12 protein-coding genes and 4 pseudogenes are annotated in these 24,141 nt (G+C 69.5%); 8 read left to right on the top strand and 8 right to left on the bottom strand.

From position 1 onward, the window contains the following. Nucleotides 1–18 precede the first annotated feature (18 nt). The 3 genes from OG519_RS34040 to OG519_RS34030 all read left to right on the top strand — a co-directional run bounded on the left by OG519_RS34040 (nt 19) and on the right by OG519_RS34030 (nt 7,309). Complete coding sequence (locus tag OG519_RS34040) at nt 19–1,023, top strand: TniB family NTP-binding protein (protein ID WP_405577129.1); 1,005 nt, start codon at nt 19–21, stop codon at nt 1,021–1,023. Between the two features lie 170 nt (nt 1,024–1,193). Further along, nucleotides 1,194–4,442, top strand: a complete 3,249-nt coding sequence (locus OG519_RS34035) for a helicase associated domain-containing protein (RefSeq protein ID WP_405592344.1) — start codon at nt 1,194–1,196, stop codon at nt 4,440–4,442. Between the two features lie 68 nt (nt 4,443–4,510). Next, complete coding sequence (locus OG519_RS34030) at nt 4,511–7,309, top strand: TIGR02391 family protein (RefSeq protein WP_405592342.1); 2,799 nt, start codon at nt 4,511–4,513, stop codon at nt 7,307–7,309. A gap of 200 nt (nt 7,310–7,509) precedes the next feature. On the opposite strand, the gene OG519_RS34025 is transcribed toward OG519_RS34030, so the two are convergent. From OG519_RS34025 to OG519_RS34005, 5 genes and pseudogenes are all read right to left on the bottom strand, one after another. Further along, nucleotides 7,510–8,097 carry a pentapeptide repeat-containing protein gene (locus tag OG519_RS34025; protein ID WP_405592340.1) on the bottom strand — a complete coding sequence of 196 codons (588 nt, stop codon included), beginning with the start codon at nt 8,095–8,097 and terminating at the stop codon, nt 7,510–7,512. A gap of 453 nt (nt 8,098–8,550) precedes the next feature. Continuing rightward, nucleotides 8,551–8,730, bottom strand: a pseudogene (locus tag OG519_RS34020) (transposase); the annotation flags it as partial. A 129-nt stretch (nt 8,731–8,859) separates the two neighbouring features. Further along, on the bottom strand, nt 8,860–12,228 hold the full coding sequence (locus tag OG519_RS34015) for an ALF repeat-containing protein (protein WP_405592338.1): 3,369 nt from the start codon (nt 12,226–12,228) through the stop codon (nt 8,860–8,862). Nucleotides 12,229–12,611: 383 nt separating this feature from the next. Further along, complete coding sequence (locus OG519_RS34010; protein ID WP_405592336.1) at nt 12,612–13,112, bottom strand: hypothetical protein; 501 nt, start codon at nt 13,110–13,112, stop codon at nt 12,612–12,614. Between the two features lie 275 nt (nt 13,113–13,387). Continuing rightward, on the bottom strand, nt 13,388–14,917 hold the full coding sequence (locus OG519_RS34005; RefSeq protein WP_405592334.1) for an FG-GAP-like repeat-containing protein: 1,530 nt from the start codon (nt 14,915–14,917) through the stop codon (nt 13,388–13,390). Nucleotides 14,918–15,270: 353 nt separating this feature from the next. Between OG519_RS34005 and OG519_RS34000 the strand changes: the two genes are divergently transcribed. The 4 genes and pseudogenes from OG519_RS34000 to OG519_RS33985 all read left to right on the top strand — a co-directional run bounded on the left by OG519_RS34000 (nt 15,271) and on the right by OG519_RS33985 (nt 20,628). Beyond that, nucleotides 15,271–19,086, top strand: coding sequence for a hypothetical protein (locus tag OG519_RS34000; RefSeq protein WP_405592332.1), 3,816 nt, complete (start codon nt 15,271–15,273; stop codon nt 19,084–19,086). A 249-nt stretch (nt 19,087–19,335) separates the two neighbouring features. After that, nucleotides 19,336–19,575: pseudogene (locus OG519_RS33995) on the top strand (transposase); the annotation flags it as partial. A 118-nt stretch (nt 19,576–19,693) separates the two neighbouring features. Next, entirely contained in the window at nt 19,694–20,383 is a 690-nt protein-coding gene (locus OG519_RS33990; RefSeq protein WP_405592330.1) for an IS30 family transposase, read from the top strand. Continuing rightward, nucleotides 20,365–20,628, top strand: a complete 264-nt coding sequence (locus OG519_RS33985) for a transposase (protein ID WP_405592328.1) — start codon at nt 20,365–20,367, stop codon at nt 20,626–20,628. The genes OG519_RS33990 and OG519_RS33985 overlap by 19 nt, the downstream gene beginning before the upstream one ends. A 410-nt stretch (nt 20,629–21,038) precedes the next feature. On the opposite strand, the gene OG519_RS33980 is transcribed toward OG519_RS33985, so the two are convergent. The 3 genes and pseudogenes from OG519_RS33980 to OG519_RS33970 form a co-directional block, all read right to left on the bottom strand. After that, nucleotides 21,039–21,812, bottom strand: a complete 774-nt coding sequence (locus tag OG519_RS33980; protein ID WP_405592326.1) for a hypothetical protein — start codon at nt 21,810–21,812, stop codon at nt 21,039–21,041. An 18-nt stretch (nt 21,813–21,830) separates the two neighbouring features. Beyond that, nucleotides 21,831–22,901 (bottom strand): hypothetical protein, encoded by a 1,071-nt coding sequence (locus tag OG519_RS33975; RefSeq protein WP_405592324.1) that lies wholly within the window; start codon nt 22,899–22,901, stop codon nt 21,831–21,833. 422 nt (nt 22,902–23,323) lie between these two features. After that, nucleotides 23,324–23,602, bottom strand: a pseudogene (locus tag OG519_RS33970) (IS30 family transposase); the annotation flags it as partial. Between the two features lie 381 nt (nt 23,603–23,983). On the opposite strand from OG519_RS33970, the pseudogene OG519_RS33965 reads away from it, so the two are divergent. Beyond that, nucleotides 23,984–24,076 (top strand): annotated as a pseudogene (locus OG519_RS33965) (site-specific integrase); the annotation flags it as partial. Nucleotides 24,077–24,141: the final 65 nt, after the last annotated feature.

The following is a 24,141-nucleotide window of genomic DNA, read 5'->3' as shown; positions in this document are numbered from 1 at the left end:
CCGGACCAGGAGCAGCAGATGGCGGCGTATGCGCCGCCGACCACGCGGGAGGGCTGGCAGCAGTTCGTCGGCACTCCCCCGCTGCAGCCCCCGCACACCGGGGACGAAGACTGGTCGCTTGAGGAACGTCTGGACTACCACTCCCGGTTCGTCGTCCTGACCACCCCGGCGATGCAGCGCATCTCGCTGTCGGTGCGGCGGCTGATGCTCCTCAACCGCCGCCAGCAGGGCACCGCCCGCCGCGGGCTGATCGTGTCCGGGCCGCCCACCACCGGCAAGACCACCACCCTGCTGGAAATGGGCCGCACCTTCGAGCTCGCCGAACAGCGCCGCCACCCCGGCCGCACCGACCGGCTGCCCGTGGTGTTCCTGGCCGTGCCTCCCGCCTCCACCCCCAAGATGCTGGTATCGGAGTTCGCCCGGTTCCTCGGCATCCCCATCGCGGTCCGGATGAACCAGGCGCAGATCACCGACGCCGTCTGCCACCTGCTGTGCCAGCTGGGCACCGCGCTGGTCCTCGTCGACGACGTCCACCTGCTCGACACCCGCACCCGCGCCGGCGCGGAGACCTCCGACCAGATGAAGCACCTCGGCGAGAGGATTCCCGCAACTTTTGTCTACGCCGGCGTCGACGTCGAAGCCTCCCCCCTACTCAACGGGCCGCGCGGCGCCCAGCTCGCCGGCCGCTTCACCCTGGTCCGCAACACCGCCCTGTCCCGCGGCACCACCGAACAGCGCGCGACCTGGCTGGACCTGGTCACCGCCATGGAAAACGCCCTGCGCCTGCGCCACCACACCCACGGCACCCTGGCCCGGCACGCCGACTACCTCCACCAGCGCACCGGCGGAGTCATGGGAAGCCTGTCCCACCTCATCCGTGAAGCCGCCCTCACCGCTCTCCTCGACGACAGCGAGAAGATCACCAAACGACTCCTGGCCGGCATCCAGCTCGACATCCGCGCAGAACAGCAATCCCGCCCACCGCAGAAGCGCGCCGCGCGCCCCCGCGGCCTCGTGTCCTGAAGGCGGTGGAAGCGACAGTGAACAGGACCATGGCGACGCCGGGGAACCGTACGGCCAGGGATGAGGATGCGCGGCCGCCCGGTCAGGGACAGCCTGTCTCCTCGCCTCGCGGCCTGCCGTTGGGTGCGGTGCGGGTAGCGCCGTTGAACGGCGAGACGACGCTGTCGTTCATGACCCGGGTCGCGTCCCGCTACCGGCTCACGGCCAAAGAGCTCATCGGCGCGCTGGTGGACGTGGGGCGCCGCCCGAATCTGTTTACGGTGCGGCCGGACGGCGAAGTGGTCTTCAACGCCGAGGCCCGGGCGGTGGTCGCCGCGTTCTGCCGCATGCCCGAAGACCACCTGCGCCGCGCCCTGCCCGCCTGGGACGGAGACGTCTCTTCCGGCAGGCTCGGGAGCGGGCCGGCGGCCTGGGTCCGCACCGCTGGCACGATCGCGCCGACCGGCCCCGGATGCCGGGCCTGCACCGCGACCGCCACGCAAGGCTGGGAAAAAGCACGCCGCTACCTCCTGGCGCACAGGCGGGTCTGCACCACACACCAGTGCTGGATGCTGGAGACTCCCGTCGTTGACGGGGCGACAGCGGTGCCCGGACAGCTGGACCTGCGGAATGTGCCGCAGGTCGTGTCGTCCCAGCGCCGTCATCGACGGCTGGTTAGGCGCTACCCGCACGCTGCCGACGCGTTCGCCACGGCGCAAGCGGTCCTGGCCTCATGGTGGAACCAGCCGTGGCCGGACGAGACCACCTGGTCCGGGCGGCTGCGGCAGATGGCCCGCGGCAACGCTGCCGCGTGGCGTGATGCGGCGCGGGACGCGGTGACCTATCCCGAAGCCGTCACCCTGACCGCGTTCCTGGCCGACCCTGGCATGCAGGAGCAGCTGCTCGCCGACGCCGGACGGCACCAGCCGCACACCCTGGCCGATGTCCCCGGCTTCCTCGACGAGCTGGCCCGGCGCCTTGAGCGGCCGTGGATCGCCAATCGCCTCAGTGCCCTCACGACAGGACCGCTGAACGCCTGGGTGCGCGCCTGCGTACGCACCAAGGCCGGGCACAAGCCGAAAACACGCAGCATGTGGCACATCGCCCCGCCCCACCGACCCACACCGATCTCCCGGCTCCTGGCCGACAGCCGGCACGGGAACGAGCCGCCCCTGAACCCACAGCCGCTGTCGCTATCGGCGCCGGATACCCAGGCCGCCGCCGAGGGCTTCGCACGCGGCCTGCGCCACGCCCGTACCTACGCTGCCGAGCACGGCCACCTGTGCATTCCCTACCGGCACGAAAAGGACGGGTTCCTCCTTGGCCTGTGGTTGTCCAATCAGCGCGCCGCAGGCCCCCAGCTCTCCCCCGAGCGTAGCCAGGCCCTGTCCGATCTCGACCCGTGGTGGAATCCTCCGTGGAGCACGCTGTGGCAGCGCATCTACCTGCGCGCACAACGGCTGCTGGACTCGGGAACCGACATCAGCCCCGAGCAGGGCTTCCCCGGCACCAGCGAGAATCTCGGCACCTGGCTGTACCAGCAGTGCCAGATCTACGACAGCCTCCACCCCCAGCAGCGCAGACTGCTGGCTCAGATCGGCATCAGCACCGAAACCGCCCGCCACGCACTGCCGCGGCGCCGCAACCTCGCCGAGGCCCGTGACAAGGGCCTGAGCAGCGCACGCGCCTACTGGAAGCAGCACGGGCACCTGTGCGCCAGCGCTGCCGATAAGCACGCCGGCTTCCCGATCGGCAAACGGCTGACCAACCTCCGCGTACGCGCCCGACGCGGCACTCTCGATCCCGCTATCGCACAACAGCTGGACGCGATGGATCCATGGTGGGCACCACCCTGGCCCTCCGACTGGCAGCGAGCCTGCTACACGGTGCGCGATCTTGTCCGCTCCGGCCACCCCCTCGATCCCGAAAACGCCTTCACTTCCTTCGACGACGAGCTCGGCCAATGGCTGTACACCCAATGTGTGTCCCACTCCCGACTGGCACTGGAACAGCGCCGACAACTCGCGGCCGTCGGACTGACCGAGCAGACCGCCGCAACCGCCCGCCCCCACCCCGCCGCTCCCAGACCGTCCCCGGAGACCGGGCTCCACTACGCCCGCTCCTACGCGGCTCTGCACGGCGACCTGAACGCATCTCCCTCCGACCGGCACGAAGGCTTCCCCATCGGAGGCTGGCTGGCCCGCCAGCGGCACCAGGCCGACCTCCACCGCGACCGCTTCGGCACTCCCTGGCCGCACGAGGAACGCCTCGCCCGCATCGACCCCTACTGGAACCCGCCCTGGGGCATGACCTGGCAACGCCGCTACCAGGCCGCCCGCGCACAGCTCACCCCCGGCCACGACCTCGCCCCCGGACGGGGCTTCCCCGGCACACCGGACTGGACCGGGCAGTGGCTGTACGAACAAAGCACCCACTACGACGAACTCCACCCCCGCCAGCAGCAACTGCTCACCGGCCTCGGCCTCACCGCCGACGGCGCCCGGGCCGCCCGACCCCGCCGCACCGCCCAGGCAGCGGCCTTCGACACAGCACTGGCCCACGCCACCGCCTACGCGGACCAACACGGACACCTCGCGGTCACCGGCGACGCCAGGCACGACGGCTACCGGCTGGGCCAATGGCTCGCCCACCAACGCAAACGCGCCGCCCGCGGACAACTACCCGATGACCGCGCGCAAGCCCTCGCCGCCCTCGACCCCTGGTGGAACCCACCCTGGACCATGCGCTGGCAACAGGCCCTGCACACCGCCCGCACCCACACGGCCGGCCGGTCACTGGGCACCACCGCCGACCTCGACGACCTGCCCACAGCCACCTCGAAATGGCTGTTCACCCAGTGCTCCAGCTACGACAGCCTCCACCCCGGACAGCACCAACTCCTGACCGGTACCGGCCTCACCGCCGAACACGCCCGAGCCCTGGCCCCGCCACCGAAACCATCCCAGCCCCTGCGCCCGGCCCGGCCCCGCCTGAAAAACCCGCCCTCGTCCCTCGCCGCCGGCCTGCCCTACACCCGCGCCTTCGCCGCCCAGCACGGAAACCTCACCTCAGCCGGCTACCGCACCGAACACGAAGGCTTCCCCCTCGGCTGGTGGCTGTACCAACAACGCCGCGCCGCCGCCGACCACCGCAAACGCACCGGGAAACCCTGGCTCCACGACGCGCAGCTCACCGAACTCGACCCCTGGTGGGACTCACCCTGGCGGGCCAACTGGAACCACAGCTACCACCAAGCCCACACCCACCACACCACCGGACACCCTCTGCCCAACCAGACAACCCGATGGATCCGCACCCAGCAACGCACCTGGAACCAACTCCACCCCCACCAGCAACACCTCCTCACCGCCCTCGGCATCCACGGACCCACACCACTGCAGGGCTACAACAGCCGCCCAGCGGAACCGGCCGGCCAGTGAGAAAACCCTGATGACCTGCAATCAGAAAATGGGGGTCACGCACTTCCCGGTGACGGAAGAATCCTCATGTGACTGACGACGCACAGCTTGACGCCGGCACCCGAAAGCTGCTCCAAGCGGTATACGCCCTGTTGAAACAGCGAGGCGACTGGCCCACTTTCACCGCGGTGGACCTGTGGGTCGACAGGCATCTGGGTATCGAGGACGCCCAGGCCGCGCTTCTCGCTGTTCCCGACGTGTACCTGTTCCGTCCATGGCAGGCGCACGGTTTCTCCAGCAACGACCCGGTCAGGCTGACCCTCCGCGGCGTCACCGCATGCGATGGCGGACCGGAGGATCTGCAGCTCCTTGAGCGGTTCGTGGCCTGGACAGTGGATCTCGAAATCGGCGATACCAGCCCGGCGGAGACCCCTCTCACCGCCAGCAGCAAGGCCTTCGCCGATTACGAGGGCCTGCCCATCGACAATCCCGACGACATCGACGGATCCCCTGGGACAGGCACGTCCACGGCCTCTGCCGGGGCAGCGGTCCCGGCCTCCCCGGCATCTTCGGACGCCGGCGAGAAAGCGATTCCAGCGGAGGTCGAAGCCGCACAGGGACAGGTAGCGCGCCTCAGGGTCCTTGTCGATCTACTCCCCGGCTTCTGGTCGAGCAGCGGCTGGGCTTCTCAGAATCCCTGGCTGTGGAACCTGACCCTAGATCGGCCGCGCCTGCGGCCGTACAGGCACGTGCACGGTGTGGACGGACTCCTTGAGTACACCGAGAAGTTCGAGCGCGAGCGCACAGCAACGGCATCCGCACGGATGCACAGGCTCACCGACGCTCCCATGCCCTCGGCGCCTGACGACGTGACCGCAGGACTCGCTGAAGAACAGACAGCACCGGTCCAGGACCACAGCCTGGACGTGCTGCTCAGTCTGCTGCGCGAAGAGATCGTGGACTCCTGCCAGGCACCGCTGCGCGCTGACTTGTACGACGAGGCCGTCTTCGCCGCTTTCCGACGCCTGGAGGACGAGGTCCGGCAACGGTCGGGCAACTCGGCAATCGGGGACGTGCTGATCAAGGCCGCCTTCAAGGAGAAGACGGACCCGATCCGGATCTCCGACCGTGACGGCGACATGGACCGCATGGTCGAGTTGTTCGCGGGCGCGATCGGGCTCTTCAAGGGAGACCGTTCCCACAAGGACCGGCCGAGTGTGCCCTGCGTTTCGCGTCGGGAGTGTCTTCGGATCCTCGCCCACGCCAGTTCTCTGCTGGATCTGCTCGACCGGGATCTCAACCGTGCGCCGGCGGTGCGGGGATACCGCTACGGCCAGGGAGACCTGACGCTGTGGGTCGAGCGGGCCGGACCCCACGTCCAGGTTTGGCTGGACGAGAGGGTGCCGCTGGCCACGCGCAGCTTCCAGCCGGGCACTCTGGTCGTCGACGTCTCCGCCGTCTCCCCCGGCGAGCACCGTGTCCACCTTGTCGATGGGACACGTCACGGGCCGGCGCACTCTGTATGGCTGGTCCGCGATCCACGGCGCTCGACCTGGTACCGCATTACGGAAGTAGGCGTCCCGCTCTACGCAGACGACCTCGGGCAGCAACTGCTCGACGTCTCCGGGGTCCGGGTGGAAGTCCTGGAAGGGGGAATCGCCAGTGAGCGCGTTGCGGCCACCCGCGAGAACTACCAGGTAGGCCATTACGTCGAGTGGCGCGCATCGCACTCCAGAGGGCCGGCCAGACCCGCTTGGGCGCGCGACCGCGACGGTGGTCCGCTCCGTCCCCTGCTGGGCAGTGCCTCCCAGCTGCTGGTCGGCCAGCCAAGCGCTGCAGTGCACGAGGAACGTCTGATGCGGATCAGCATTGAGCCAGGAGTGCTGCGTCTGCGCCGTGATGACGCCGTCCCCTTGCGCGTTCTGGGCCACTACACCGACGGCACGGCAACATGGACCAGAACGCTGAACAGCCCAAAAGTGGAGAGCACGGACGAGAAAACCGCGTTCTTCAAGAACAATGTCGTCCGGGCCAAGCACCCAGGCATCACCACACTGCGCTGCCAGCACGACGGATGCTACGCACAGGCCCGCGTCGACGTCGCCGCCCACCCCCGCTGGACCGCCACCGAACTACTCACGGGTCTCCCACCCGTCAGCGGTATCGCCTGCACCCCCAAAGGCCTCGTTGTCAGCACGCGCGGCCGCCACATCTGGCGCGTGGACACGAGCGACGGCGCGTACCGGATGGTCACGGTGGTACCCCCGGTCTCCGCACACGACCAGGGGACAGACACCATCACCGCACGAGACGACGGAGAACTCGCCGTCCGCCTCCTCGGGGACCGCCGCATCCTGGTGCTGCACCACAGCGACGACTACCAGAGCAGCGAGATCATAGATCCAGAGGCAGAAGGCGTACCCATGGCCTTCACATGGGCCAGCGAAGCACTGCTCATCGCCATGCACGACGGCGCACTGCACCGAGTCGACATGGACGGCACAGCAACAGAAATCACCCGCGTCCAGGGAACGCCCATCGGGATTGCCACCAACGCAGATTCCGTTCACGTCCTCTGCGCACAGTCACCAGGGCCCGCCACAGGAGACGACTACAACAGGGTATGGAGAATCCCGCTCACCGACACCAGCGCAACCACAGACCTCCTCCACGACCACAAGCTCGCCGGAATCAACGGCATCACCATCAGCGGATCATCCATCTTGCTCAGCGACTTCAACGGCGGACGGCTGTTCAGCCTGCGCAACAACAGAGTCCGCGAAGTCGCCGCCGGCCTCACCAACCCCGGCCAGCTCGCCACTACCGCCACCGGCGAAACCTACCTCGCCGACTTCGGAGCCGGAGCCATCCACCGGCTCCTGCCCTAACCACAGCAGACCCCGCCGACCGTGACAGCCACCCCCACGAGCAGACGAGTCCACCCTTTCAGCCACCCGATGATCATGAACGTCCATCCAATAAACCTGACCAGAACACAAAACACGCAGATCAGATGCCACTGCACCCACGCGTCGACACCGGGGCCTTGGCCCACCCCCCAGCAAAGACAACCCAACCAACTACATGATCAGCCCAGCCCACAGCCCCGTAGAACGACCGTGATCATTGGGCGCGTACAGCCGGGCAGGTAGGCGCCGGACAGGTCTGCGCCTACCAGGTTTGCGTCTGCCAGGCCAACTTGGGGCAGGTCTGCGCCGGACAGGTCTGCGCCGGACAGGTCTGCGCCAGACAGACCAGCGCCGCTTTGCCCCGCCATACCGTTGCCGCTCCTGGTCTTGAATTCAACGGGTCGGACGGGGACGCCCTGGACTTGGGCGCCACGGAGTTCGGTGACGTGCAGGTCCAGTCGTGTGGCCGGGTTGAGTGGGGCGGTGAGGATGCGCAGGGCAGCATCGACATCGTTGGCAGGATGGTCTGATGGCGTCTTGCCTTTTCCGCGTCGGGGGGCGTGGTCGCGGATGTAGGCGGAGATGACCTGGACGACGGTGGGAGCGTCGCGGGGGGAGTCTTGGGCGATGCGCTGCAGCGCGTACAGGCCGCCGATCCTCACCTCTTCGGCGTCGTCGCCGAGGTTGGTGACAGCGGCGTTGTAGCGGTCGGTGACCTGCCCGTCGCGGGTCAGGTGCTGCTCGCCGCTGGCCTGCCGGACGGTCACCAGCGCGGCTCCTGCCGCTGCCAGGGTGGAGATGCTTACCAGGAGTGCCACCGAGCGCTCCAGTCGCGTCCACCAATGCCCGGGGCTCGGGCTCGCCGGGGTCGGGGCGGTGGCGCCAGCGGGGGCGGGTGGTGTACTCGTCGTGGTCGCCGCGGGAGGTGGCGGGTTCGGCGGCGTCCGGCGGCGGCTGAGCCGGGCCGCGATACGTCGTAATCGTGTGATGCGCGCCCTGGGGGCGGGAGTCGGGCTGCTCATGGCGGCACTCCAGCAGATCCCCGCGGCCGGAAAGCCCTTGTCGCCTGAGCCGTGACGATCCTGAGATGCATCCGCGGCAGCGGGCGGTCCACAGTCCACACTGGGATACCTCCACGACCACCCGATCGGGAACCCCGGTTCGAACCCCACCCCTCATGGCCGGAACGACAACAGCGACTCAACCGTCAACACCCCAGCCCACATCCCACCCGCTGAACCAACTACCCACCCCTCCAATCTCAGCCATTCGGTGATGCTCTCGTGCGGCGGTGCGGTGCGGTCGGGGAAGATTCCGACGACATCGGTGCGGCGGCGGATCTACCTGTTCAGCCGTTCTTGGGGGTTGTTGGACCAGATCCGCCGCCAGATCTCCCGGGGGGCGCGGTGGCCGAACTCCTCACCGACCGCGTACGGATTCAGGACACCTTCCACGCTGACATCAGCGGTGGGCGGTGCCCTGATCCGGGCACTCCGCGAGCAGGGTGCCCGGACGCGCCGGGGTGTTGCTCAGCCCAACCAGCTCGAGAGCCCTCGGGTGATCGCCCCCACACCCTCCTGGACACCGTCGGTGATCATGCCGATGCCCTTGGCCGTTCCCTCCGCTCCCTCCGCCACTCCCGAGATCAGCTTGCCATTGCCGAAGGTCACCAGGCCGAGCGTGGCCGACTCGCAGGTCTTCGCGAACGCGTCGCCGTGCCAGTGGTTGGCTATCCCGCTGAGCGCGACGGCACCCAGATCGGCGATCATCGAGGCTGTGGCCAGATAGCCGGCGAACACCTCAAGTTCGGCCGTGATCCCCCACCCCGGCGGACCGACAATCAGCAGGAGACTGCCGGTGACGGCAAAAACACTGGCCGCCATACCGGTGGCGACACTTACTCCCTCCAGCCTCTCGGCGTATTCCTCCGCGGTCGACCCGTCGCCCTCGCCGTCGCTGACATCGTCGTTGCCGGGCACATCGACGGGGCTCGTTTGGTTGTCGAGTGCGTCTCTTGCCGCCTGGGCGGCCTTCCTCGCGGCGGTCTCCACCTCCTCCCGGCGCTTTTGGGCGGCGATGATGTGCGCCTGGCTCGCAGCGGCGGCAGCGGCGGCGGCGTCCTGACCCGCCTGGATGGACGAGGCACGAGCCGAGGCGGCCGATGCCTGCGCCGACGCCGCGCAGGACACGGCGCTGCGGGCCGCCGCGGAGGCCTTGTTCGCCGAGTAGTTCGCCGTGCGGGCCGCGGTGAGGGCGGCGGCGGAGGCGGCCTTCGCCCGGTCGGCCGAAGTCTGGGCGTCCTGGGCCGACTGCTCGGCGGAGTCGGCCAATTGGTCGGCCAGATGTGCGGACGCGGCCGCCTTCTCGGCGGCTTCTTCGGCCTGGTTCGTGTAGCCGTCGGCATCCGCGGCCGCGTTCCGGGCGATCGCCGCGGCCCGCTGTGCGAGGGCGGCCTCCTGCTGCGCCTTGTGGGCGATCTTCGCCGCCGCGGCGATGACGGCCTGCATGGCGGCGATGTGGGCGGCCGAGTCGTAGTCGAGTTGGGCGCACCGGTGCAGCACCGTGGACAGGAAGTGCCGGCGTATCCAGGCTGGGCCCTCCATGGCCGCCTGGGCGTAGGCCTTCGTGTACGGGCCTCCCGTGGTGAGCAGGGTGGCCGTGGCAATCGCGTCGTCCTGCATCTGGGCGTTGCCGAAGTGCTCGTCGAAGAAGTCGAACAGGGCCTCGGCCGTGCCGCTGTCCAGGGCGTTGTCGGCGGCCTGCCGCACCCTGTCGCCAGGGGACGCGGCCAGGACCCGGGCGATCGCCAGGCTGTTGTCCTGGGCAGCGGCGTCGATGATCCCCGTGGCGAGGAACGCTGCTGCCGCGCCCGTCTCGGTGCTCTCGAGCGCGGCGGCGGCGGCGTCACTGATCGTCGCGGTTGCGGCCTGTGCCACCGCCAGAACGGCCTCCCGGTCGTCCTGTTCCTCGGCGAGCTGTCGACCGGCGTCGAGCCAGGCGTGGACGTCCTCGTCCACGCCGCTCAACGCGAACCGCGCGGCACCTCGCGACCATGAGCCGCCGGAGCTCAGGACGGCGACGGCCGCCTTGCGTCCGAGGGAGGTGGCCTGGCCCGGATCACCGGAGCTCAGCGCGGCCTCGGCCTGGGCGACGAGATCGCGGGTGGTCTGGGCGGTCCGCTGCTGCTGAGTCCGCCGCTCGCGGAGTTCCGCGCTCCGCTGCGCTTCGGTCTCGGCGAGCCGACGGCATTCGTCCATCGCCTGGGTCTGTTCGCGCTCGAGCGCGTCCCATTCGGCCCCGGTTGCCGCCTCCGCGACGGTGAGGGCCTGGTCGATGGCGTCGGTGGCGGTGGTCGCGGCCTCGGTCGCCGCGTTGGCATAGGTCGTGGACCTGTTGGCGTAGTCCAGGGCCTGACCGGCGAACTGGGCGGCCCAGTCGGCGGCGTCCGCCGCCGCGTCGGCGTGGTCGGCGGCACTGTTCGCCGCGTCCCGTGCGGTGCGGGCGGCGGACGCCGCGGCGCCGGCGAGTGACTGGGACTTGTCGGCGGCGTCGGCGGCGATGGTGGCGTTGGTGCCGGCGATCTGGGCCTGCCGCTGCGCCTCGGCGGCCTCGGACTGCGCGACCCCGGCGGCCGCGGAGGCTGCCTGGGCAGAGGCGGCCGCGGAGGCCGCCGCCCGGCTCGCGGCAGTCGCCGCGGCCCTCCCCGCTCCGGCCGCCTGGTCCGCGGTGCTCGCGGCTTTCGCCGCGGCGGCCGCCGTGGTGCGTGCGTTGGCGGCCGCGTTGCGGGCCTTCGTGGCGGCGGATTTGGCGGCAGCGGCCTGGGCCGCGTCCTTGGAAGCGGCGACCGCGCAGTTGTAGGCGCTCGCCGCCGCCGATCCGGCGACAGCCGCCGCGTGACTCGCGGCCAACGCGACCTGGGATGCCCGGCGTGAGGCGGTGATGGCGGCGTGGGAGGCGCGGATGGCCACCCGGGAGGCGTCGGCCGCACCCTGTGCGGCCTGCGCGGCCTTGCGGGCCGCGGAGCCGGCCTTGGCGACATCGCGCTGTGCGGCAGCGACCTCGGACGCGGCGGTTTCGGCGGCGCCCTTGGCCTGGTCTGCCGCCTCCGTCGCACGGGCCGAGGCCTCCACCGCCAACTTCGACTGGGCGTCAGCGACGCGGCCCTCCTGCTCGGCCGTGGTGACCAGTTCGGCGATGGTCGCGGCCTCCTGGTCCCGGGCCCTGGCGATGTACTGTCCCGTCTCCAGGAACCAGGAGATGTCCTCGGCGGTTCCGTCCAGGGCTCGGGACGCGTACGCGCGGACCTCAGGTCCGGCCCCTGCCGAGAGGGTGGCCGTCTCCAGGGACATGTCCTGAAGACGAGCGGAGTACTGCCCGCTGAGGAGGAAGCCCTCCAAGGCGTCCTGGGTGCCGGCGTCGAGAGCCGCGCTTCCCGTGGCGGCGACGCGCTTGCCGCCGGCGCCGATCAGGGACGACGTCGTGAGGGACAGGTCCTCCAGATAGGCGGCCTGGTAGCCGTTGTCGAGGTATGCGGCGACAGCCTCGTCGTCGCCTTCGAGTGCCGCGGCGGCGGCGATCCCCATGTGCTTGCCGGCCGCCGGCATGGCCGTGAGGATCGTGGCACGGTCGTCAGCCGCCGATGCCTCGGTCAAGCCGCTGTCAAGGAAGTCCTTGACCTCCGCGTCCGAGCCCGCGAGGGCGGTCCCGGCAGCCGCGCGGACGGCGGCGCCACCCAGCATCCATGCCTTCACGGCGCGGCCGCGGTCGGTGTCGGGCAAGGAGAGAATGCCCGGATCCGTGGCCGCGTCGCCCCCGTTCGTCGGCGCGTCGTCGGCGTGCGCGGCGGCGGGATCGAGGGGCGGGCTGGAAGTCAGGACGCCGTCCGTGGTGGCGGCCACGGCATTGAGCAGACGACGTCCGCTCCCATCCGTACTGTTCACGTGTTCCTCCGAATCGTTCGGCGGCCCGGAACTGGCGGGCTGCCGGGTGGGCGGTGCGTTCAGGACGGCGGTGCGTTCAGGCGGGCGGAGCGTTCAGGCGGGCGGAGCGGAAGCCGACGGCGACGCGGTGCTGGCGCGGCCGCACGATGTCCGGCCCGGACGGGTGGGCATCCGGCGTGCCGTGCCGTGTTGTGTCGTGCGCGCAGCGCCTCCGTTGGCTGACAACACGCCTTCGGAACCCGGGGGTTGTGAGCGGCATCGGGACGACGCTTCCCGGGCGATCGGGCGATCGGGCGATCGGGACGGGATCCCGCGGTGTGCGAACCGTGCTCCAGGCAGCACTACCTGGTAACGGTGATCTCGGTGAGAACCCACTCGCGCCCCTGGTCGTCGGCGCTCTCGCCGACGGAGGTCCACAGACCCTTGTCGATGTCCCACGTGCGCTCTTCGCCGTCGGTGGTCAGGGACACCTGGGTGTCGTAGTCGTTTCCCCTGACCGAGTAGACCGAGGGCATCTCCACGCTCAGCCATCCGCCGTCGCCGAGGACACGGAAGCAGACGGTGTTCGTCACGTCCGGAAGGGCCTTGACCTCCACGAGTTCGCCTCCGCTGGCACAGTCGGCCAGGACGATGTGTCCGTCCCCGCGCTTGAGGGTGATGCCTTGATCAGCGAGGATCTCGTCGGCACCGGGATAGCCGAAGTCCTCGACCGCGTAGCCGGGGGCAGCGTCGGCGACGGTCACCCCGGCGTCGGCCGAGTGGTGGGGTGCGGCGGTCACGCCGCCGGACAGCGTGAACCACGCGAGGGCGGCGCCGACCGCAGGCCCCAGCGTGCGGGCCATGAATCGTTTCCCGCGGGGTTTCGCCGCGATTGTGGTGCGTGCCATCATCACTTTCCCCGATTTCCTGTGTGACGTGTGGGTGACGTGCTTGCGTTCGATGGTGGCGAGCAAGGGCGGACGAGAGGCGGCGGAGCCGGATCCGCCCGAGCGCGGCCCGGTTTCGGAGGGAGTCGGCGCCGTGGTGCGGAGCACCCCCAACAGGTGGCGCGCTCCCTGCAACTGCCCGGGCATGAAGCCCCATCACGGGAGCCGCGCAACGGCAACAGCGGTCTCGGTCAGCTGATGGACTTGATGGTGTCCCAGCCGCCGTTGCCGACCTGTGTGCTCGGGCCGTCGACCGGGCCGTGGATCGAGGTGTCGCCCGCGTAGAACTTCAGGGTGGCGTCACCCGCCGTGGCCCACATGTCGGCGACGCCGTCGAGGTTGGCGTCGGCGGCACCGGCGATCAAGGGCCGGCTGGTGGTGGTGTACCCGTGCCCGTACTCGGTCCGGTCGCCGAAAGTTCCGTTCGCCTGTCCAAGATAGATATAAAGGACCCCGTCACGGGTGTCCCTGGCGAGCAGGTCGACCCGCCCGTCCTCGTCGGCGTCGCCGGGTGCCGTCAGGGTCATAACGTCCCAGCCCGAGCCGCCGATCAAAGCGGGCGCGGCGACCGACGGGGTGGGTCCGCTGGTGCCCGCGTAGAGATACAGCTTGTCGTTGTACGAGATGACGAGGTCGGGTTGTCCGTCCCGAGTGACATCGCCGATCCCCACGACCTTGGCGGTGGTGGGCAGACCGCTGCCGATCTTGATCGGCGCGGCGACTCTGCCGTCGCCGAGGTTGGGGTAGACGCGCAACTCGCTGCCGACGCGGGCGACAACGTCCTCCATGCCGTCCCCGGTCCAGTCACCGCGGTGTGTCACGGAGCTGCCCGTCCATCCACCGGTACCGATGATCGTCGGCGATCCGGCGACCGCACCGGTTCCCGTGCCGGGGTACAGACGCAGTTTGCCGAGGTTGTCGACCGCGAGGAGGTCGGGCTTGTTGTCGCCGTTCATGTCGCCCGGGACGGCGAACGAGGTGCTGGAGATCCAGGCATCAAGGTCGTCCACACGGGTGGCGATCGCTGCCGTGCGGGTCTCCGTGGCCGGCATGCCGAGGCATCCGCCCTGCCACGACCTGCTGGTGACGGCAACGAGCTCCTGGGCGCCGACCGCTCCGCGCAGGACGGGGCCACCCGCGTCCCCCTGGCAGACGACCCCGTCGCCGGCGGCGGTGAGCGCGACGTTCGGGGTACTGTCGCGGGTCGCGGTGAAGGGAGCCGTGTGGAGCTGGTCGGGGACCCACGTCGTCTTCGTGCGGCCGAACCCCGCCGCTTGGACACTTTCGCCGGTCACCAGTGGGGTGGATGCCAGGGTGACCGGCTTCACGCCTGCCACACCGGTGGCCAACTTCACCATGACCAGGTCCCGGCCGGGATAGGGAACAACCCGCACCACGGTCCGAGTTGCTCCGACCGAAGTCTGGGTCAGGTCGGTACGGCCGATGACGACCGTGGTCGGGGTCTCGGGCGGTCCGCTCGGCACGCTGCCCGTCGAGTCGGTGAAACAGCTCGCGGCGGACAAGACCCACTGGGGAGCGACGAGAGTGCCGGTGCAGGCGCGCTCGGAGTCACCAATGACGATCTTGGCTGTGTAGCTGTACGAGGCCGTGGCCTTGGGTCCTTCCAGAGCCTGTGAGGGCGAGCCGACGAGGACGCCGGCCACCGCGACGGCGACGGCGACGCCGCCCACCCAGGCGTTGCGCGGGTACGCATGTGGCATGAGGTTCTCTCCAGGAGAGGGGTCGGGTGCTCGCCCGGACCGTCCGGCGAGCGCCACCGACAGTGCCGCCGGCGGACGATCGAAGCCCTGCCGACGCCGTCGGGACCCGGACAACGTTTCGTCCTGACGGCCTGTCACGACGTGTCGGTGCGGTGGTAACGACCCTCATTCCAGCGCGGGTCGGGGTTGTTCCGCTGCCCTGTCGTGCCCGGCGGAACAACCATCGGAGGGCCTACGGTCGGGGTGGTCGCGGGCCGCGGGTGGCCGAAGTGGTGCGCTTGTTGTTCCTCCGGCCGGCTGCGTAATTTCGAGTGCCCGCCGCCTGAATACAGGTGGCAGAGGGGGGCGCGGTGATGGGACGTCCGGAGAGTCCGCTGGACGCGGGTGCGGGTCCGGTGCAGGAGTTCGCGGCGGGCCTGCGGGAGTTGCGGGCGCGGGCCGGCAGCCCGACGTATCGGGAGATGGCCCGGATGACAGGGTGTGGGACGAGCACGCTGTCGCAGGCGGCGGGCGGCGAGCGGATGGCGTCGCTGTCCACGGTGCTGGCCTTTGTCCAGGCGTGCGCCGGAAATGCCGCGGAGTGGGAGCGGCGTTACCGGAACGCGGTCGAGCAGGACGGCGCCGTGCGGCGGGGCAGGGAGGCCGGTACGGAGTCGCCGTACCGGGGGCTGGCGCGGTTCGAACCCGCTCACCGGGAGCTGTTCTTCGGCCGGGACGACCTCGTCGGGCAGGCGGTGGATCTGGTGGGGCGGCATCGGTTCAGCGCGCTGGTCGGGGCCTCGGGCAGCGGTAAGTCCTCACTGCTGCGGGCCGGGCTGATCCCGGCTCTGCGGGAACACGGCGAAGGGGCGCCACATCTGGCGGGTGTGCGCATCGTCACCCCTGGTGCGCGGCCCGCGGACGCTCACGCCGCGCGGCTGTCGGCCACCTCCCGGAGGGGGGACATCCTGGTGGTGGTCGACCAGTTCGAGGAGGTGTTCACCCTGTGCCGCGACAGCGACGAACGCGAGCGCTTCCTCGGCATGCTGCTCAATGCGCTCGACGCCGGCAGCGGGTTGCGCGTGGTCATCGGGGTGCGGGCGGACTTCTACGGCCACTGTGCCCAGCACCCGGGTCTGGCGGCGGCACTGCGTGATGCCGGGCTGCTGGTCGGGCCGATGAACGCGGCCGAGCTGCGCGAGGCGGTCGTCAAACCTGCCGCGGCGGCCGGACTGATAGTGGAAAGGGACCTGACCGCGCGCATCATCGCCGAAGTCGGACGCGAGCCGGGCAGCTTGCCGCTGATGTCCCACGCGCTGCTGGAGACCTGGCGCCGGCGCCACGGCCGGGCCCTGACCGAGGCGATGTACGAGGCCGCGGGCGGGCTCCACGGCGCGATCGCGGCGACCGCGGAGGCGTTCTACGCGAGCCTGTCGCCGTCCCAGACGGCAGCGGCCCGCCGGATCCTGCTGCGGCTGATCAACCCGGGTGAGGGAGCCCAGGACACCCGCCGGTCCGCGGATCGCGCCGAACTGGATTCCTGTGACGGCTCCGACACCGCGACGGTGGTCGAGGCCCTGGCCACGGCACGTCTGCTGACCCTGGACGGGGACACCGTCGATCTCGCCCACGAAGCCCTGATCTCCGGCTGGCCGCGGTACCGCTTATGGATCGAGGAGGACCGTGAACACCTGAAGATCCACCGCCGTCTGACCGAAGCCGCCCGCACCTGGGAGGAACACCGCCGCGACCCCGGTGCCCTCTACCGCGGCACCCGCCTGTCCGCCGCGTGCGACGCCTTTGCCGGTGCGGACCGTGAAGGCCTCACCGGCCTGGAATCGGCCTTCCTCGACACCAGCCGCGCCGCCCGCGACCACGAGATCCACGTGGCGGCCCGCGCGGCGCGGCGACTGCGTGCCCTCATCGCCGCCTTGTCGGTGATGTTGGTGCTCGCGGTCACCGCGGGCCTGATCGCCGCAGCACAGAGCCGAGCGAGCGAGCGATCACGTCGCAGAGCCGTCGCAGCACAACAAGTCGCCTTGTCAAGGCAGTTGGCGGCCGCATCAAGCTCGCTGATCGGGAAGAACGACGACGCGGTCATGCTGCTGGCCGCCCAGGCGTACAGGACCAGCCCCACCGAGGAGGCCCGGACCGCTCTGACCGCAGCCGACGCGCTCCCCATGCGCCGCACGTTCGCCGGAAGCGTCAGCCCGGTGACCTCCATGGCCTTCAGCCACGACGGGCGTACCCTCATATGGGGCAAGGACGACCGTACGCTGCTGCGAGCGGACACGACCGACGACCGTTCACCGAGCCTCCTGGCCGCACCTCCCGACGCGGTCACGTCGATGGCGCTCGGCCCGGACGAGCGCACTCTGGTCACCACGGACGAGAGCCGTGTGGTCCACGAACTGGACCTGGCCACTGGCGAATCCCTGGCCCCCGCCCGTTTTGACTCCAGGATCACGAGTCAGTGGCTCGCCCCGGACGGGCGAACCATCGTCGAGACCCGGCCGCGGGGCCCGGCCGCCTCGCCGGGCCGGATCCCCACCGTGACCGTCCGCGACATCGTCAGCGGAAAGGCCCACACAACGGACCTCACCGGCGCCGGGCAGCCCTCCGGCACCGGCGATGTGACGGTTTTAGGCCTCAGCCCCGACCACCGTGTCCTGGCCACCATGGAGAACCCCGAGGTGATCACCCTGCGCGACGCAGCCAGCGGCCACCTCCGTCTCCGTCTGGATTCCCGGGGTTTCGCGTTCACTCCCTCCACGCCGGTCGTCTTCAGCCCGGACGGACGCCTTCTCGCCGCGAGCGGCGATGATGGGAACGTCCGGCTGTGGAACACCGTCACCGGCGACGTCTCCCGTGTTCTCGACGCCACCTCCGCCCTCACCGCTGCTGCCACCAGCACGGACAACGCCGACAGAGTGGGCGACCCGACCCAGGTCACCGCTCTGGCGTTCAGCCCGGACGGCAATACTCTGGCCGGCGGTGTCGGCGACGGCACCATCTGGCTATGGGACACCCTCACGAACTACAGCGGGATCGCCCTCACCGGCTACAGCAGCTCCGTGACCGAGTTGGCCTTCACCCCCGACAGCAGGACCCTGGCCTCGGGAGCCGCCGACGGCACGGTACGGCTGTGGGCCTCCGGCGGCGAGACCCCCCAGAGCAGCTTCGCTCCGGTCACCGCCCGGTACGGCAGCACCACGGCGCTCGTGTTCAGCCAGAACGGCCGCACCCTGGCCGTCGGCGCCGGCGACGGCGGCCTGGTCCTGCGGGATGTCGCCACCGGTCAGTGGCGGACCGTCCTGCGGGAAGACCCCGACAGGATGCCGGCGATCAAAGCGGCGTTCGGAGCCAGCAGATACCTCCTGGCCTTCGGCGATCTCCACGGGACGGTCCGCCTGCAGGACTCCACGGGGCTCCCTCGTGTCATAGCGGCCGACCAGGACGTATGGGACCTCAGCGCGGATGGCCGCACACTCCTCACCAGCGACCTCACCACGCTGCGGCTGTGGGACACGGCCACCGGACACTTACGCGCCGCGCTGCGATTCACCACGCGCAGCGATTTCGCCGACGACGCGGCGCTGAGCCCCGACGGACGGACCCTGGCCGTCCACACTCTCAGCGGGAAAATCCGGATCATCCAAGCCGCAGGCAACCACCTTCGGACCGTGTCCGTCTTCACCGTGCCCGTCGCGCGGGCCTACGGCGTCATGGAACTCAGCCCCGACGGCCGCACTCTGGCCACGATCGCGGACGACCACCGTGTCCTGTTGTGGGACACCTCCACCGGCCGGCTCCGAACCGTACTGCCCGGCGCCGGAGCCACCACCGTGGTGTTCAGCCCCGACAGCCGAACCGTGGCCGTCGGTCAGGAGAACGGGGCCCGGATATGGGAGACGAACACCGGCAAAGCCCGACAGACTATTCACTACGCTGGACTGACCCCTGCCCCCCAGGCCCTGGCGTTCAGCCCCGACGGGCGCACACTCGCACTCCTGGACCCGACCGGCAGAACCGTCGCCTGGAAAATCATCCCGCCCGACCTCACCTCGTTACCGAACCGCTTGTGCGCTGCCGTCGGACGCAACCTCACCCGCGAAGCACACGACATCTACATTCCCGGGACACCAGCACAGCCCGTATGCCCTGTACCGGGGCGCACGCACCGCCAGTGAACGGTATTCCGTCCGCGGTGCCGCCCGGCACACCCTTCGCCGGTCCCGCCCCGGAAACCGGCCCTAACCTCGATCTTTCGTGATGGTCTGTCGGCGAAGTCGGTGGGCCGTTTCGCGTTCTGTGCCTGATGGTCGGCAGCCTGAGCGCCCGGCTGTCGCGTCGGGTGGGCGCCGGGTTCCATGGAGTGACCCCCGGATTTCCGACACCTGGACGCTGGATGTTTGGTCATCCAGGGGAAGTGATTCAAGGTGGCAAAGCGGAAGAACTACCCCGAAGAGTTCAAGCGGGACGCGGTGGACCTGGTGCGTTCCTCGAAGGATCGGACCCTCACCGACATCGCGCGCAGTTTGGGTGTCCATCTGGAAACCCTGCGCAACTGGGTCCGCGACGACAAGGCCCGGGGCCGGCCCGCGGACCACAGGGGTGACGCCGGCATGTCCCCTGACGGGAAGGACGAGCTCAAGCGCCTGCGGTGGGAGAACGCCCGGCTGGAGGAGGACAACGAGATCCTCCGGAAAGCTGCCTTAGATTCAACCGGTCGGAGCAACAGTGCTGGTGAGGGCGGTATACGTGGCGAGACTGGGTCGGCCGGGGATGTCGGACGGGATGAAGGCGGACTTGTGGCGGCGGTGGAGGGCCGGGGAGTCGATCAGTGTCATCTCCAGGCAGATCGGCAAGCCGCCCGGCTCGGTGTTCACTGTCCTGAAGCACCACGGTGGGATCGCTCCCGGATCCTGCAAGGCGCGCGCTGGAAGCCTGACCGTGGGTGAGCGGGACGAGATCTCGCGCGGACTGTGCGCCGGCGAGTCCTACCGGGCCATCGCCGGCCTCCTGGGGCGCGCGGTGTCGACGATCAGCCGTGAAGTGAACAAGAACGGCGGACGCGACGTCTATCGGGCGATCGCTGCGCAGGAACGGGCGCTTGACCGCGCACGGCGCCCGAAGCAGTGTCTCCTCGCTCGCAGACCTGTGCTGAAGCAGGCGGTGCTGACCCTGCTGAGGGAGGAGTGGTCGCCGGAACAGATCACCGGGCACCTGCGTCTCCATCACAGTGACGACCCGGGGATGCGGATCAGCCACGAGACGATTTATCGGTCGGTCTGCACCACCCGGTGGAAGGTGGTTCCCCGCGAGTTGTGCAAGCGCCTTCGCACCGGGCGCCCGATCCGGAAGAACAAGCGCCACACGGTGAAGGGACAGTGGCGCTCACAGATAACCGGTACCCGACCGATCGACGAACGGCCCGAGACCGCGGAGGACCGGAGTGAGTTCGGCACTTGGAAGGCGATCTGGTGATCGGCTCGAACAACAGCCAGGTCGCTACCCTGGTCGACCGGAAGTCACGGTTCCTCACGGTCGTGAAACTTGCCAGCCGTCACACCACCGTGGTCGTTCCCGCTCTCACCGAGACCTACGCACGCATGGACCCGCGACTGCGCGGCACGCTGACCTGGGACCGCAGCATGGAACTGGCAGCTCACCAGCGGTTCACCGCCGACACCGGTGTCGACGTGTTCTTCGCAGCCCCACGGAGCCCCTGACAACGTGGCACCAACGAGAACACCAACAAGCTGCTCCGGCAGTACCTGCCCAAAGGCACCAACCTGTCGACCTTCAGCCAGGACGACCTTGACGCCATCGCGACCAAGCTCAACAACCGTCCGCGCAAGTGCCTGGGATTCCGCACACCGGCGAGTGTTGCCTTGACCGGTTGAATCTAAGCTTCGCGATCTGACCCATCGAGCGGTCACCGCGCTGGCAAAGCTCCACGATCTCGGCCTTGAACTCCGGCGTGAACGAGCGGCGAGGGCGAGGCTTCTTCTTCCCCATGCTCTCCATGATGGACATCCTCCCGGGGCAGAACCCCTGATCTCGAATGTCCGTCAAAGCGGATCAAGCGCACACCCAAGACCAGCAAGAAACTTAAACCCGAGATTTCCGGCGCAGAACACTAGGTGAAGATCGCCAGCGGCCGGACGTCGAGTGTCTCGCTCTCCGGGTGCCAGGCGCCGACCTTGCCCAGGCACAGCGCCGGGAAGGCGTCGACCGGCTCGCGCAGGCCGGCGGTGCGGCAGGACACCCGGACGCGGGCGGTGGCCTGGGGGCCGTAGGGCGTGGTGAAGACGGTGAGGCCCGAGGTGGGGATGGGGGCGGGATGCGGGCCGGCCTCGCGGACGAAGTCCGCGGTGAGCAGCACGAACCACTCGCCGGTGCCGCTGAGCCGGGTGGGCCGGCCGCGGTCGTGCTGGGCGCGGACCTTGTCCAGGGCCGCGTTGCGCCGTACGGTCCCGCGCCGCAGGTTCGCGTGCACGATCGCTTCGGCGCGCTCCAGACCGTCCACGAGCAGGCCGATCACGGTGATCGGCTCGTCGGCCGCCTCGATGTACTTGGTGACGACCTCACGGCTGCTGTCGAAGGTCGCCTCGGGTGAGACGAGCGGCAGCGTCGCCAGGATCCGCCCGGTCAGACCGGTCCTGGTGCGCTGCTCGACCTCCTTGCGCAGCGCCACCTCGTACCGGTTCATCTGGAACTGGTCCATGATCGTCCGGTCGTCGAGATAGAGGCAGGTGCGGCCGTTCACCAGCATTTCGGAGGGCCGGGTGCGGCGGCGGTGCCCGGCGATCCGCAGCCCGAGCAGCCAGAGGGCGCCCAGCGCGGTCGCCAGCCACACCGTCATCCAGGGCCAGTTGACGGCCCACCACAGGCGGTCGCTCAGGACAGGCACGGGTCACACCTCGCGGGATCAGTCGGGCACGGCCGGGCACGGTTTGACGGCGGCGATCATGTCCTCCAGCACGTCCCAGGGCGGCATCTTCGCCTCCGTCAGGTCGTTGACGGGCGTGTTGGGAGGGGGGATGTGCCGGCTGTCGAGATACCGGTCCAGCGCCTGGGAGTTGTCGTCGGGCAGGATCTGGTACCCCAGTTCGGTCGCCCGGCGGCGCAGCTCGGGGTCCTTCCCCAGCAGCGTTCCGAGCCGGTCGGCCTTGCGGTCCAGTGCGATGAAGTGGGGTTGCGACCGGCTTGGGGACTTCGGATAGAGCAGGACGCGTTCGGTGTCGACCTCGCCGCGCGCGGCCTGGTAGCCGGCCTGGTAGGCGAGGTACTGGTGCTCGTAGAGCACGGCGATCGGGTCGGTGCTGGGCCCGTGCGCGCTGGTGTAGGAGCTGTACAGGTCGTCGCTCGGGCTCTGCTGGAGCAGCAGCCCTTTGATACGCCGTGCCACGTCCGGGACCTCGTCCTCGGTCGGCGGGCGGTTGTCGTTGGCGGCGAAGGCGACCAGACTCAGGTAGCTGTCCGCCGAGTTGGAGTCGCAGATGTCGGAGGTCTGCGCCACCACGGCGTTGCCGTTGGGCAGTCCGTGGCGGGCGACGCCGAGATCGTCCCAACTCGGGCTGTCCGCCGTCCGCTTGAGGAACTTCGTCATGTCGAGGGTGTAGTAGAGCGGCGGCTGCCCGTCGGCGGCGGGCTGGGGGACGGCGATCCCCTGGTCGACCAGCGTTTCGGCGTACTCGCGGAAACTGGCGAGCACCAGCGGGCTCTCGAAGGGCTGGGAGCTGTTCTCGTACAGGCCCTGGCGGTGCCGGAGGTCCCAGATCAGATCCGAGGCGGGCTTGCCCGAGGGGAAGACGAAGTCGAGGCCTTCGAGGCTGCCGGTCGCCACCTGGCGTGAGCCGGCCAAGGACACCTCCACCCGCAGTCCGTGCTTGCGCAGGATCCTGACGACCTGCGGGTCCTCGAAGAAGTCGCCGATCGAGGCGAGGCGTCCGTGCAGGGTGGTGACCTGCTGGAACGGCAGCAACAGCTTCCCGCTCACCGCGATCACCGTGCCGGACGCGACTAAGGCGAGTAAGGCCGTGATGGTGCCGGCCCGCCGCAGCAGCGATCTGAGCCAGTGGCGCGGGCGAACGGCCTTCAAAATGGGCTCGCTCGTCCCCCTCCGGACCGGACCGCCGCACGCCGTTTCCGGGTCGCTCACGCGTCCCCTCCCCCCTGGGCCTCGCACGTCGAACGGACAGACTGCCGCAGCCGGATGGAGCGGGAGTGTACGGGGTGGAGAGGTTCGGTGAATCCGCCCGCGGGTCGCGACCACGCGGGCCGCGCGGGCCGCCGGCCCCCCACGGCAGGCGGGACTTTGCGGTCCGCGAGCGGCCCCGGAACACTGGTCCGAAGCCGTCCGGCGGGGGGCCGGGCAGACCCCTGGTCCAGCCTCCCCGTACAGAACCCTGGACCTTAGATTCAACCGGTCAAGGCAACACTCGCCGGTGTGCGGAATCCCAGGCACTTGCGCGGACGGTTGTTGAGCTTGGTCGCGATGGCGTCAAGGTCGTCCTGGCTGAAGGTCGACAGGTTGGTGCCTTTGGGCAGGTACTGCCGGAGCAGCTTGTTGGTGTTCTCGTTGGTGCCACGTTGTCAGGGGCTCCGTGGGGCTGCGAAGAACACGTCGACACCGGTGTCGGCGGTGAACCGCTGGTGAGCTGCCAGTTCCATGCTGCGGTCCCAGGTCAGCGTGCCGCGCAGTCGCGGGTCCATGCGTGCGTAGGTCTCGGTGAGAGCGGGAACGACCACGGTGGTGTGACGGCTGGCAAGTTTCACGACCGTGAGGAACCGTGACTTCCGGTCGACCTGAAGCTTCCCCGTTGACCTGGACACCTGGAGACTGGGACGTTTGGTCCCAGATCACGGGGGAACTTCACGTAGAACTCGACCCGAAAGCGGGACAGGACCTCCAACGCACCGCCGGTGGCACCGGGGAGAGGCAGACTCATACGCAGCGGCCGTTCTCTCGGACTTCGTGACTCGACATCTCGAAGCGTGGAGAACGGCCGCCCTTTCTGTCCCGGGAAGAACCACAGACCAGCAGGTCGAGTGACGCCCGAGGTTAAAGAACAAGCTAATAAGGCGGAGAACGTCCGCCGCTACTTCAAGCCGTCACCCGAGGCGATCGCCGAGATGGCTGGCCTGCTCGCGCCGGGCGACGCCCGGGGCTGACCGGCTGCCCGCCGAGCGCGGAGAATCCGCGTGATCCACATACCGCCCCACCGCACCACAGGGCC

Origin of the sequence: Streptomyces sp. NBC_01190, from assembly GCF_045039895.1 — a bacterium.
Classification (GTDB): domain Bacteria; phylum Actinomycetota; class Actinomycetes; order Streptomycetales; family Streptomycetaceae; genus Actinacidiphila.
This window is presented reverse-complemented; position numbering and strand designations above follow the sequence as displayed.

Bases quoted from the DNA above. Each gene is read 5' to 3' on its own strand.
- OG519_RS34000 (WP_405592332.1), top strand. From the start codon at position 15,271: ATGGGACGTCCGGAGAGTCCGCTGGACGCGGGTGCGGGTCCGGTGCAG.
- OG519_RS34010 (WP_405592336.1), bottom strand. From the start codon at position 13,112: ATGGCCCGCACGCTGGGGCCTGCGGTCGGCGCCGCCCTCGCGTGGTTC.
- OG519_RS34035 (WP_405592344.1), top strand. From the start codon at position 1,194: ATGACCCGGGTCGCGTCCCGCTACCGGCTCACGGCCAAAGAGCTCATC.
- OG519_RS33990 (WP_405592330.1), top strand. From the start codon at position 19,694: ATGAAGGCGGACTTGTGGCGGCGGTGGAGGGCCGGGGAGTCGATCAGT.
- OG519_RS34040 (WP_405577129.1), top strand. From the start codon at position 19: ATGGCGGCGTATGCGCCGCCGACCACGCGGGAGGGCTGGCAGCAGTTC.
- OG519_RS34005 (WP_405592334.1), bottom strand. From the start codon at position 14,917: ATGCCACATGCGTACCCGCGCAACGCCTGGGTGGGCGGCGTCGCCGTC.